This is a genomic window from Streptomyces sp. NBC_01294 (assembly GCF_035917235.1).
GTDB classification, from domain to species: Bacteria; Actinomycetota; Actinomycetes; order Streptomycetales; family Streptomycetaceae; genus Streptomyces; species Streptomyces caledonius.
This window is the reverse complement of sequence record NZ_CP108423.1, coordinates 471476-483508: the sequence shown is the minus strand read 5'-3', so window position 1 is coordinate 483508 and position 12033 is coordinate 471476. Positions and strand designations below refer to the sequence as shown.

Genomic DNA, 12033 nt, shown 5'->3' with positions numbered 1-12033 from the left:
GCGAGAGGGCGCGGCGACGAAGCGCACGTTTCACGTAACTACTCCTTCAGTGGGGGGAATTGCCGTGGGGGGAGGCAACTGCGCCCACTGAAGCGAAATGGTCTGAACCTGTCAAGGTCTAGACCAAATGAAAAGCGCCGGTGCCACGCGTGACGCGTGACACCGGCGCGTGATTCGGTCGATCAGCTGCCGGCGGAGAGGTTGCCGGAGAGGACCGGGATGTTGCTGAGGATGTGCGAGAGCGGCTCGTCACCCTTGGCCTGGGTGGAGTTCTCGGTGCACTGCTGGTTCTGCGGGCTGGACAGGACGTTGACGTCCTGGATGCCGAGCTTGAGCGCGTGGAGGATCCCCTGGGCGTTGACCTTGGCCGGCAGGCCGATGCAGAGCTTGTTCAGGGAGCCCTGGACGGCGCTGAGCTGCGGGCTCATCTTGCCGTGGGTCTCCTGGTTGCCGTAGATCTGCGCGGCGTGGTTGCCGTTCACCGTGCTGACGCCGTTGTCGTTGCCGATGGCCATCGCCGGGGAGGCGATCGCTGCGCCCGCGCCGAGCACAGAGGCGGTGGCGGCGGCGGTGGCCATGAACTTCTTCAACATGTGGGGGATCCTTCTGTCGCGCTGTCGCAGGAGATTGCGGCCCTCGGCGGGATGCGCTGATCAACTGTCGGCGGCGCCCAGGGGTTATCCCCACTCACCCGGGTGGCGCAACGGCGGCCTCGGGGCGGAGCCGCCCGGTCCCGCCGCCGCGACGGCGAGACTGAGCTCCTCGTGCCCGAGGGTCAGCCGGTCTTGCGGCGGACCTTCTTGTTCTTGCCGCCGGGGCCGCTGCTGGAACCCTGGACCTTCGCCCGGCTCTGGTGAGCCTGCTGGGACTGGGCGTTCGCGGCGTTGCGCTCCAGGGCCTCCCGGAACTTGCGCTTGGCCGCATCGGCCGGAGATTCGTCCTGCGGGGTGTCTGTTTCGTCAGCCATTTGTCCTCCTGGGGTGATCAAGCCGTTTCAGTCTGTCAGGTGGCGTGCGTGCTGACCAGCGAGTTCCCTCATACTCCAAGGGTGGCTTGGAGAGGTCATAAGTTTTGTTTATGGGGTCATAAAGTGAGACCGGGTGCTGGGTTAGGCTTGCCTTCGTTTAGGGTTCCCATTGATCCACCTTGCCGTCGCTCGAAGGGAACACCTGCCATGCCTCGCCCTCTGCGGGTAGCAATCGTCGGAGCCGGCCCCGCCGGCATCTACGCCGCCGACGCGCTGCTGAAGTCCGAGGCCGCCGTCGAGCCCGGAGTGTCGATCGACCTCTTCGAGCGGATGCCGGCGCCCTTCGGCCTGATCCGTTACGGCGTCGCTCCCGACCACCCGCGGATCAAGGGCATCATCACGGCCCTGCACCAGGTGCTCGACAAGCCGCAGGTCCGCCTCTTCGGCAACGTCGACTACCCGAACGACATCAGCCTCGACGAGCTGCAGTCCTTCTACGACGCCGTGATCTTCTCCACCGGCGCCACGGCCGACCGCGCGCTGACCATTCCGGGCGTCGAGCTCGACGGTTCCCACGGCGCCGCCGACTTCGTGTCCTGGTACGACGGCCACCCGGACGTTCCGCGCACCTGGCCGCTGGAGGCCGAGAAGGTCGCCGTGCTCGGCGTCGGCAACGTCGCCCTCGACGTCGCGCGCATCCTGGCGAAGACGGCCGACGAGCTGCTGCCGACCGAGATCCCGGCGAACGTCTACGACGGCCTCAAGGCGAACAAGGCGCTCGAGGTGCACGTCTTCGGCCGTCGCGGTCCGGCCCAGGCGAAGTTCAGCCCCATGGAGCTCCGTGAGCTGGACCACTCGCCCACCATCGAGGTCATCGTCAACCCCGAGGACATCGACTACGACGAGGGCTCCATAGCCACCCGCCGTGCCAACAAGCAGGCCGACATGGTCGCCAAAACCCTGGAGAACTGGGCGATCCGGGACATCGGTGAGCGGCCGCACAAGCTGTTCCTGCACTTCTTCGAGTCGCCCACGGAGATCCTCGGCGAGGACGGCAAGGTCGTCGGGCTGCGGACCGAGCGCACCGAGCTCGACGGCACCGGCAACGTCAAGGGCACCGGAAACTTCACCGACTGGGACGTCCAGTCCGTCTACCGGGCCGTGGGCTACCTCTCCGACGAGCTGCCCAAGCTTCCCTGGGACGTCGAATCCGGCACGGTCCCGGACGAGGGCGGCCGCGTGATCGAGGCCGGCAGCCACCTGCAGTCGACGTACGTCACCGGCTGGATCCGGCGCGGTCCGGTCGGCCTGATCGGCCACACCAAGGGCGACGCGAACGAGACGGTCGCGAACCTGCTCGCCGACCACGCGGAGGGCCGCCTGAGCGCGCCGGCCACGCCGGCGCCCGAGGCCGTCGAGGCCTTCCTCGCCGAGCGCAGCGTGCGCTACACGACGTGGGAGGGCTGGCACCGCCTCGACGCGGCCGAGAAGGCCCTCGGTGAGCCCCAGGGCCGCGAGCGCGTGAAGATCGTCGAGCGCGAGGACATGCTCGACGCGAGCGGAGCGTAGCGAGAGGTGAGGGGCCGGGACCCGGACGGGGTCCCGGCCCCTCCGCGTGCACCGGGCACCGCCCGGGTCCCGCGTACGGGTGATGGGCGCCCCGGGGCGGAATGCGGTGCGGCCGACGGGAGTTGGTACCAGCGCGAGACCTGATCCCGGATGCACTGGAGAAGCTCATGAAGATCGGCATCATCGGCGCGGGCAACATCGGCGGCAACCTCACCCGCCGGCTCACGGCCCTCGGGCACGACGTCTCCGTGGCGAATTCGCGCGGCCCCGAGACCCTGACCGCCCTCGCCGAGGAGACCGGCGCCACTCCCGTCACCGTGCCCGAAGCGGCGCGCGGTGCCGAGATCGTCGTGGTCACCATCCCCTTCAAGAACGTGCCGGACCTGCCCGCCGGCCTCTTCGACGAGGCCGCCGAGGACTTCACGGTCATCGACACCGGCAACTACTACCCGCAAGTGCGCGACGGCCGGATCGCGGGGGTCGAGGACGAGGGCCTGACCGAGAGCCGCTGGACCGAGCGGCAGCTCGGACACCCCGTGATCAAGGCCTTCAACGGCACCTACGCCCAGGACATCCTCGACCGGCACCGCCCGGCGGGCGCGCCGGACCGGATCGCACTGCCGGTCGCGGGCGACGACGCGGCGGGCAAGAAGGCCGTCCGCGCCCTCATCGAGGAACTCGGCTTCGACACCGTCGACGCCGGCGGCCTCGACGACTCCTGGCGCCAGCAGCCCGACACCCCCGTCTACGGCCTCCGGGAAGGCGTCGACGCAGTCACCAAGGCCCTCGCCGAAGCCTCCCCGGTCCGCAAGGAGGCCTTCCGGGGCTGACCGGCCGCGCCGGGCGGTCCCTCAGGAGTCCGGGCCCCGCTCCAGCGCGCCCCGTACGAAGGCCGCCTGACCGGCGTGCTGCAGGTCGTCGGCCAGCACGCTGACCAGGCGCACCCCGAGGGTGACCGGCGGATCCCAGCGTTCGTCGACCACCCGCTCCAGGTCGCCGGCGGCGAGGCCCCGGACGAAGCGCACGGTCTGCTCGTGCACCGCGTCGTAGTACCCGAGGAGCTGCTCGCCCGATTCGACCCGGACGGTGCCGGCCTGTCGCGCCGAGTGGCCGTACCCGGTCGACCCGGCGGGCAGCGGCAGGGCGAACCGGTGCGCCCAGCCCCCGGCCCGCCACACCTGCTCCAGGTCGGCCGCGTCCGCGATGTGGTCGTCCTGGATCCGGGTCAGGTGCCAGACCAGCCAGGTGATCGAGTTCGCCCCCGGGTCGACGCGCGCGTTGAGCCGCTCCGCAGGGACCCCGTCCACGACCTCGTGCACGATCTCCCGGATGCGTCCGAACCCGTCGGTGATGACGTCCGTAGCCTTCATGCACCCACCATGCAAGGCCCGGCGGCCCGCCCGCCGCGAGCGACACGCGGTGGGCCGGCCGCCGGGCGGTGGGTCGGGGCGATGGCGGGTGGTGGGTGGCGGGTGGTGGATCGGTCGGGTGGTCAGCCGGTGGCCGCGGCCGGCGCGCCGACCGCGCCCTGTTCCGCGGCCGCGGGCGCGGCTGCGGGCCGCCCCGCCGTCGCCCCGGAGGCCGGCTCGTCCGCCGCGGGCCGTCCGGAAGCCGACGCCACGGTGCCGTGCCCGCCCCGCAGGCCGAGCCGGCTGATCACCGCGACCAGCGCGAAGGCCACGGCCCCGATCCCGAAGGTGAGGGTGAACCCGGACTCGGCGGGCAGCGGCGGGACCCCGGCCGGCAGGTGCTCGATGGTGCGGGAGGCGAGGATCGTGGTGACGACGGCGCTGCCGATCGCACTGCCGGTGGAGCGGGAGATCGAGTTGATGCCGTTGGCGATGCCGCTCTGGTGGTGCGGGACGCTGGACATGATCACGGCGGGCATGGCGGCGTAGCCGAAACTGACCGCCGCGCCGACGACCAGGCCGGCGCCGATCACCGAGAGGCTGTGCTGGTGGTCCAGTGCGAGCCAGGCGAAGCCGGCCGCGCCGAGCGCGGCGGCCAGGCCCAGGGCGACGCGGGGACCGCGGTGGCGCACGATCTGCCCGCCCACCGGGGAGGCGAGCAGTGAGACGATGGCGCCGGGCAGCAGGAACTGCACGGAGGCGCGCAGGATCGACGCGTCGAAGCCGAAGCCGGTGAGTTCCCGGGGCATCTGGACGAGGTACGAGACGCCCAGGAAGTTCGCGAACATGCCGAAGCCGACGAGGATGCCGGCCAGGTTGGCCATGAGCACCGGGCGGTGGACGAACATCCGCATGTCGACCAGCGGCTCGCGGACCTTGCGCTCGACGAGCACCCAGACGGCGGCCATGACGGCCGCGCCGGCGAAGGAGCCCAGCGTACGGGCGGAGGCCCAGCCCCACTCGTGGCCCTGGGAGATCGGCAGCAGGAGCAGCAGCAGCGCGATGCCGAGGGTCAGCGCGCCCAGGAAGTCGGTGCGCCCGCCCGTCTTGTGCCGGGTCGCGGGGACCAGGACGACGACCGCGAGCAGGGCGAGGGCCGCGAAGCCGGTCGCCATCCAGAAGGCGTTGCGGTAGTCCGCGTCCGGCCCGGAGGTGAGCAGTCCGGTCGCGACGAGCGCGAGGCCGCTGCCGAACGCGAGCGTGCCGCTGACCAGCGCCATGGCGCCCGGCAGCTTCTGCGGCCGGACCTCCTCGCGCAGGACCGAGAGGGCCAGCGGGAAGATCGCGGTGGCGGCTCCCTGAAGGACACGGCCCAGGATCAGCACCGGCAGCGAGGAGGCCAGCGCGGTGATGACGGAGCCGGCCACCATGACGCCGAGCACGGCCACCAGGGTCGGCTTCTTGCCGTGCTGGTCGCCGAAGCGTCCCAGGAGCGGGGTGAAGACGGCCGCCGACAGCAGGGTCGCGGTGGTCACCCAGCTCACGTTCGCGGTCGAGGTGCCGAGGTCGTCGCGGATCAGGCCGAGGATCGGGACCGGCAGGGTCTGCATCATCGACACGACCATGGCGGCGAGGCTCAGGGCGAAGACGACGACCGTCTCGTTCCGGTGCCCGGAGGCCGGGGCGGCGGGGGAGGGGGAGCTCATGGCTGGGGGGACCTTCTTCGTGTTTCGGAGCTGAAGAGCTTCGGAACGCAGATGTTTGACGTCATCAAGTAACTCGATCGACGGTAGACGTCGATAGTTAAGGTGGTCAAGTAAATAATTGATAATGTCAAACATCCTGAGTACCCTCCAGGTATGCACGACACCGCCACGCACACTCCCACCAAGCTCCAGCTGCTGGAGCTGCTCGCCGCCATCGGCACCGCCCAATGGCGCGAGTTCGCGGCCGCCGCCGCGCAGCACGGTCTGACCTCCACCCAGGCCCGCGTCCTCGCCCAGCTCGACGGCCCCGTTCCCATGCGCGCCCTCGCCGCCCTGCTGGTGTGCGACGCCTCGAACGTGACCGGCATCGTCGACCGCCTGGAGGCCCGCGACCTGGTGCGCCGGGAACCGGCCCCCGCCGACCGCCGCGTCAAGAACGTCGTGGCCACGGACGCGGGCCGCGAGGTCATCCGCCGGGTGCGGGAGGAGATGCAGGCGATGCACGGCGCGCTGGACACCCTCGACGAGGCCGAGAGCGCGACGCTCTACGCACTGCTGGGCCGCCTGCGCCCCTCGATGGAGAAGGGCGCCTGAGAGCGGTGGGCACGCCGAGCGGAAGCGGGGTCCGGATCCTGCGGGCAGCCGACCGTACCGCCGCCGTCTGGAAGAACGGCGGGGGAGTCACTCGCGAGATCGCGGCCTGGCCCGAGGGCGCCGGCATGGACGACTTCGGCTGGCGGGTGAGCCTGGCCGAGGTCGCGGCGGACGGGCCCTTCTCGGCCTTCCCCGGGATCGGACGCACCCTGACCCTGGCCGAGGGCGCGGGCATGGACCTCACGGTGGGGGGCGTACGCCGTCTCGTGGACGAGCGGTTCGCGCCGCAGGACTTCCCCGGGGACGAGCCCACCGACTGCCGGCTCCTTGCCGGTCCCGTCGTGAACTTCAACGTGATGTACCGCAGGGGCGCCGTGCAGGCGCGGACCGCTGTCGTACGGGGCCGGCCGGCCCTCGCGGTCCTTCCGGGCGAGACCCTGCTGGTGGTCGCCTTGGAGGGACCGGCGGTCCTCGAACGGCCCGGCGGCGCCGGCTCCCCGCAGGACCTGGCCCCGTACGACGCGGCCCTGGTGACGGGACCGCTCGACTGCCTCGTACGCACGACCGGACGCGCGGCGGTCGTACGGTTCGCGCCGACCCCTTCCTAGGGCGTGTCTTTCGGATTTTGCCCGGCGCGGGTTCCTAGCGCGGGCGGGTGCCCAGCTTCACCCACTTCGCCGTGCTGGGCACGCCCTTCGCGTCGAGCAGGAAGAGCATGTAGTACCCGGGCGGGGCGTCGGCCGCGCTCGGCGGGGTCCGCAGCCCGATCGCGGAGCCGCGGGCGCCGGTGAGCCGGAGGTCCAGGTGGCGCTGGCTGGTGTTCACCGAGTGGGTGACGGTCGTCGGCGCCAGCAGCACGGCGCGCGCGACGTCCCTCGGGGTCGAGCTGGTGACCTGGAAGGCCGTGTCGTAGCCGAGGTCGCCCGCCGGAACCCGGTTGAGCGCCGGCCGGGGGCCCCGGTTCAGGTAGGCGGGCTCGTACAGCTCGATGCTGCCGTCCATCCCGTCCCTGATGTCGGGGTCGTTGGCGATCTGCTGCAGCTCGTCGCCGGTGACCATCATCCGGCCGTCCGGCAGGATCAGGGCGTTGGAGTGGTAGCCGCGGGGCAGCCGCTGGGCCGGCCCGAGCGTCCAGCGGCCGCGCGCGTCGCGCAGCTCGATCTGCCGGTACTTCAGGTCCGCCTCGGGATTGAACGGCCCGTTGCCGTAGTCCCGGGTGTCCAGGGCGCCGTTCACGGTGATCAGCGTGCCGTCCGGCAGGATCAGCGTCCCGTCCTGGGTGCGGCCGAAGGCCCTCGGCTCCTCGATGCTCCAGCGGCCGCCGGACAGCCGGTACGTGTGCGGGTCGCGCGGGTCTCCGCCGAGCACCAGCACGGAGTCCGGGCCCCGGAAGCCGGCCGGCAGCGGCACGGCCGAACCGTAGCCCCGGAAGTCGGCGGGCCGCCGCGGCAGGTCGGTGCGCAGGTCCTTGACCGGGTCGAACAGCCACTGCTGATCGGCGTCGCGGCCGAGCCCGTAGATCATTCCGTCCCGCAGCGAGAAGAGGTGCGGATAGTCGTTGCGGAACGGGGCGTCCGACCGGAGCCGCTCCGAGGCGACGCTCACCGGGATGTCGAACGGCCGCCAGGGCACGGGACGCCCGAGCGCGGGGAAGCGCTCCACCACCGGAGTGGGCGTGCCCGTACCGCGCTCGGACTGGCCGGACATGATGATCTGCCGGCCGTCCGCCCCGGTCACGACCGAGGGGTACCAGCGGCCCACGGCCATGTCGCGGTTGCGGAACCACTTCTCCGTCCACGGGTCGAACACGAAGGACAGCTTGGCGCCGCTGCCGCCCTTTCCGCCGACGTTGCCGCCGAAGACCCCGACCATCCCGTTGGGCAGGTAGGAGTGCCCGGCGCAGAAGAAGGGGGCCGGGCGCGGGGCGTAGGTGCCGTCGGGCATCAGCACCGCGGGCGGCTCCACGTTCTTGAAGGCGCGGGCCCCGGTGCCCTTGGCCGGGTCCCAGAGGTAGGCGCGGCCCGCGTTCGTGCGGCCGATCGTGTTCGTGGGCCCGGTCTCCTTCGTGGGATCGGCCTCCACGCGTTCGAAGGAGAAGAGCAACACCTTGCCCGTCGGCAGCTGGGCCACGTGGACGCCGAAGTCGGGCGACGGGAAGAACTCCGCGAACCGGCCGGAGCGCGCCGCGTCGAACCCCGCGTTGACCTTGCGCTGGGACTCCTGCAGGGAGGAGAGGCTCGCCGTGCGCTTCGTCTGCGGGTACCCCTGGGTGCCCTCGGCCGCCCGGCGCAGCTTGGCGTGCGTGCGGGCGTGGTCCTCGCCGAGCGCGGCGGCCTCGTCGCCGGTGTGGTGGGCCGCGGCGAAGGCCGGCGCGGGCCCGGCCACCGTGACGGCCAGGGCCGTGGCGAGCGCCAGCGCCGACAGGACGGCGGACCGTGGTGCGCGGGACATGGGACTCCTCACCGCAGGGGGCCCGGCGCCCCGGCCGGCTCCCGAACCCGCTGATTGCCTGAAGGATCCCGCCGATGGTAGGGACGAACCAGGACATTCGTCCGGCGCGACTCGGTGCACCGCGCCTCCTGCGGCCGATCGGCGGAGCGGTGGGGGCCGGTTGATCGTTTCTGCGGTGAATCGTTTCGGCCAACGAGGTGAGACCGCGCACCCGTCGGCCGTCCGAGGCACCCGCGGACGGCTATTCATGTCGATGTGATCAAGTCGCTCCGTACCGGATTCACCGCAGCCGCCGTGACCGCAACGCTCGTCACGCTCACCCCCACGGCCGGGGCCAGCGCCTCGGCCCCCCTCGACGAAGTGACCGTGGACGTCGCCACCGTGAACGGATCGGGCTGCCGCCCAGGCAGCGCCACCGTCGCCGTGGCGCCGGACAACTCGGCCTTCACCGTCACCTACAGCGAGTACCTGGCCCAGGCCGGCGGCGGCGCCCCCGCCGTCGAGGGCCGCAAGAACTGTCTCCTCTCCCTCCAAGTGCACGTCCCCCAGGGCTACACCTACGCCGTGGCCCAGGTCGACTACCGGGGCTTCGGCAGCCTGCAGGAGGGCGCGATCGGCACGCAGAAGGCCAGCTACTACTTCCAGGGCATGAGCCAGACCGCCCAGCGCACGCACCGGTTCAACGGCCACCTCGACGACAACTGGCAGGCGACCGACACCACGGGCATCGAGGCCCTGGTGTTCGCACCCTGCGGCGAACAGCGCAACTTCAACATCAACACCGAGCTGCGCGCGGAAGTGGGCACCTCCGACCCGTCGCAGACCAGCTTCATGGCCCTCGACTCGACGGACGGCAGCATCAACAGCGTCTACCACTTCTCCTGGAAGAAGTGCCCCGCGCGCTGACCCGGGAAGGCTCTTCCCCCTACGCCGGGGCCCGCCGTCGCGCGGGCCCCGGCTGCCGCGTCCGCAGGCCGCGTCAGGCCGACGCGCGCCGGACCAGCGCCGTCTCGGTGATCACAGGACCAGGAACGAAGCCCCCGTCCGGACCGTCGTTCAGGGTGCGCATCAGCAGCCGCGCCATCAGGCGCCCCATCCCCTCGATGTCCTGACGCACCGTCGTCAGCGGCGGCTCGGCGCTCTCCGCCACCGGCTCCGCGTCGTCGAAGCCCACCAGCGCCACGTCCCCGGGTACCGTCCGGCCGTGCTCCTGCAGCACCCGCAGCGCGCCGGTCGCCATCAGGTCGTTCCCGGCGAAGACGGCGTCTATCCCGGCGTCGAGGGCCAGCAGTTCGGCCATCGCGCGGGCCCCGCCCGCCGCCGTGAAGTCCCCTTCGGCGAACAGCTCGGGAACGGTGTCCGGGAGCACGTCCCGGTAGCCGCTCAGCCGGTCGAGCGCCGAGGTCTGGTCGAGCGGGCCGGAGATGTGCGCGATCCGCCGCCGGCCCTGGGCGAGCAGGTACCGTACGGCCTCCCGCGCGCCCCCGCGGTTGTCCGCGTCGACATAGGTCACGCCGCCCTTCTCGCCGGGGCCGGCGGTCCAGTCGGGGCGGCCGCCGTAGACCGTGGGCATGCCGATGCGGCGGGTGATGGCGGGCAGCGGATCGTCGGTGTGCAGGGAGAAGGCGAGCGCCCCGTCGACGTGGCCGCCGGCCAGGTAGCGCTCGATCCGGTCGTAGTCGCCCCGGTCCTCCACCAGCAGCAGGACCAGTTGGGTGTCGTGGGCGGTCAACTCCTTGCTGATGCCCCGGACCTGACGGGAGAAGAAGGGATCCGAGAAGATCCGGACCTCGGGCTCGGCGATGATCACCGCGACGGCCCCGGTGCGCCGGGTCACCAGGGTGCGGGCCGCGGGGTTGGGGACGTACCCCAGGTCCCGGATCGCCTCGCGCACCCGTTCCGCCAGGTGCGCCCGCACACCGTCGCCGCCGTTGACCACTCGGGAGGCGGTGGCCCGGGAGACCCCGGCGTGTGCTGCGACGGCCTCCAGGGTGGGACGGTTGCCGGGGCGGGGTTCGGGCACGGGTGTTCCTCCAGGGTGTCCAGGGACGGGGCGGCATCGCCGGACAGCAGGGTAACCGTTACGCCCGCTTCACACCCTGCCCCTCAGACGGCCCGGGGCAGCGGCCGCTGCGGCGAGCCGGAGTACGCACCGAGCTGGCGGACGAGGCCGGCGGGATCTCGGTGGCGGCCGACGAGATCACGGACATGGCCCGCGACCATCCGGACATCGCGAAGGCCCTCGTCGCCCTCCACCACCGCTACCGCGACGCGGCCGAGCAGGCCGCGGCCCTCGCACCGCCCGGCGACTCGGCGGCCCTGGTCCGCACCGAACCGCACGACGAGGTACGGGACTTCTTCTACGCGCACCACAACCACTTCGACGCGCTCGACACACCGAGGCGGAGTCCACCGCCCGGGACCTGGGCGCCGGATCGGTCTCCCGTACCGCCGGGCACCTCGCACACGCGCTCTCGGCCCGCCACGGCGTGACGGTGCTGGAGGCGGCCCCCGAGCAGGCGCCGGACGCCCGGCGGTTCGACGCCGAGCGCGGCCTGCTCTTCCTGTCCCCGTGGCTCACCGACGCGCAGCGCGCCTTCCAGCTCGCGACGCAGCTGGCGCTGCTCGGGCACCGGCCCCTGATCGACTCCCTCGTGACCGGGCCGATTTCGACTCCGCCGAGTCCGGGGGCCTGGCGAGGATCGGGCTGGCCGACTACTTCGCCGGCGCCGTCCTCATGCCCTACGGCGCCTTCCTGGCGGCGGCCGAGGACCTGCGCTACGACATCGAGCTGCTCCAGGCCCGCTTCGGCGTCGGCTTCGAGACCGTCTGCCACCGGCTCAGCACCCTGCAGCGCACCGGACAGCGCGGGGTGCCCTTCTCGTTCCTGCGCGCCGACCGGGCGGGGAACATCTCCAAACGCCAGTCCGCGACCGACTTCCACTTCTCGCGCCTCGGCGGCACCTGTCCCCTGTGGACCGTCTACGAGGCCTTCTCGGCCCCCGGCCGGATCCTCACGCAGGTCGCCGAGATGCCCGACGGGAAGAAGTACTTCTGGATCGCCCGGATCGTCACCCGGGGCGGCCACCGCGGCCACGGACACCGAGCCCGCCGGGCCGAGTTCGCCGTGGCGCTCGGCTGCGAACTCCGGCACGCCGGCCGTCTCGTCTACGCCGAGGGCGTCGCCGTCGCCGACCCGCGGGCGGCCACCCCGATCGGTCTGGGCTGCCGGATCTGCGAGCGCCGCGACTGCGCCCAGCGGGCGCGGCCGCCGGCCGGGGGCCGCCTGGCGGTGGACCCCGACCGGCGCACCTACGTGCCGTACCCGGTCTTCGGGGACGCCTGAGCCGGCGCCCGGCGGCCGGCGCCCGGCGGCAGGCCTCCGGCCCCTGGCCCC

At 72.2% G+C, this 12033-nt stretch carries 11 protein-coding genes and 1 pseudogene; 6 read left to right on the top strand and 6 right to left on the bottom strand.

Translation table 11 applies throughout. The annotated features are described in order from the left end of the window. Positions 1 to 182 precede the first annotated feature (182 nt). Positions 183 to 593, bottom strand: a complete 411-nt coding sequence (locus OG534_RS02400; RefSeq protein ID WP_326586399.1) for a rodlin — start codon at positions 591 to 593, stop codon at positions 183 to 185. A 182-nt stretch (positions 594 to 775) separates the two neighbouring features. Next, positions 776 to 967 (bottom strand): DUF5302 domain-containing protein, encoded by a 192-nt coding sequence (locus OG534_RS02395; RefSeq protein ID WP_326586398.1) that lies wholly within the window; start codon positions 965 to 967, stop codon positions 776 to 778. Between the two features lie 207 nt (positions 968 to 1174). Here OG534_RS02395 and OG534_RS02390 point away from each other — a divergent pair, with 207 nt between their 5' ends. Together OG534_RS02390 and OG534_RS02385 are read left to right on the top strand one after the other, a co-directional pair. Beyond that, positions 1175 to 2536 carry an FAD-dependent oxidoreductase gene (locus OG534_RS02390; RefSeq protein WP_326586397.1) on the top strand — a complete coding sequence of 454 codons (1362 nt, stop codon included), beginning with the start codon at positions 1175 to 1177 and terminating at the stop codon, positions 2534 to 2536. A 167-nt stretch (positions 2537 to 2703) separates the two neighbouring features. After that, a complete protein-coding gene (locus tag OG534_RS02385) occupies positions 2704 to 3366 on the top strand; it encodes an NADPH-dependent F420 reductase (RefSeq protein ID WP_442807024.1) in 663 nt (220 codons plus the stop codon). Between the two features lie 21 nt (positions 3367 to 3387). Here the strand turns inward: OG534_RS02385 and OG534_RS02380 are convergent, their stop codons facing one another. Together OG534_RS02380 and OG534_RS02375 are read right to left on the bottom strand one after the other, a co-directional pair. Further along, on the bottom strand, positions 3388 to 3906 hold the full coding sequence (locus tag OG534_RS02380; RefSeq protein ID WP_326586395.1) for a mycothiol transferase: 519 nt from the start codon (positions 3904 to 3906) through the stop codon (positions 3388 to 3390). 122 nt (positions 3907 to 4028) lie between these two features. Further along, a complete protein-coding gene (locus tag OG534_RS02375) occupies positions 4029 to 5591 on the bottom strand; it encodes an MFS transporter (protein WP_326586394.1) in 1563 nt (520 codons plus the stop codon). A 153-nt stretch (positions 5592 to 5744) separates the two neighbouring features. On the opposite strand from OG534_RS02375, the gene OG534_RS02370 reads away from it, so the two are divergent. After that, a complete protein-coding gene (locus tag OG534_RS02370; RefSeq protein WP_326586393.1) occupies positions 5745 to 6185 on the top strand; it encodes a MarR family winged helix-turn-helix transcriptional regulator in 441 nt (146 codons plus the stop codon). A gap of 5 nt (positions 6186 to 6190) precedes the next feature. Continuing rightward, complete coding sequence (locus OG534_RS02365; protein WP_326586392.1) at positions 6191 to 6793, top strand: HutD/Ves family protein; 603 nt, start codon at positions 6191 to 6193, stop codon at positions 6791 to 6793. A gap of 34 nt (positions 6794 to 6827) precedes the next feature. On the opposite strand, the gene OG534_RS02360 is transcribed toward OG534_RS02365, so the two are convergent. Continuing rightward, positions 6828 to 8636: a galactose oxidase-like domain-containing protein gene (locus OG534_RS02360; RefSeq protein WP_326586391.1), complete on the bottom strand. Its 1809-nt coding sequence runs from the start codon at positions 8634 to 8636 to the stop codon at positions 6828 to 6830. Between the two features lie 255 nt (positions 8637 to 8891). Here OG534_RS02360 and OG534_RS02355 point away from each other — a divergent pair, with 255 nt between their 5' ends. Further along, a complete protein-coding gene (locus OG534_RS02355; protein WP_326586390.1) occupies positions 8892 to 9542 on the top strand; it encodes a DUF4360 domain-containing protein in 651 nt (216 codons plus the stop codon). Positions 9543 to 9615: 73 nt separating this feature from the next. Here OG534_RS02355 and OG534_RS02350 read toward each other — a convergent pair whose 3' ends face one another. After that, entirely contained in the window at positions 9616 to 10659 is a 1044-nt protein-coding gene (locus OG534_RS02350) for a LacI family DNA-binding transcriptional regulator (protein WP_326586389.1), read from the bottom strand. 116 nt (positions 10660 to 10775) lie between these two features. Between OG534_RS02350 and OG534_RS02345 the strand changes: the two are divergent. Further along, positions 10776 to 11982 (top strand): annotated as a pseudogene (locus OG534_RS02345) (helix-turn-helix domain-containing protein); the annotation flags it as partial. Between the last annotated feature and the right edge of the window lie 51 nt (positions 11983 to 12033).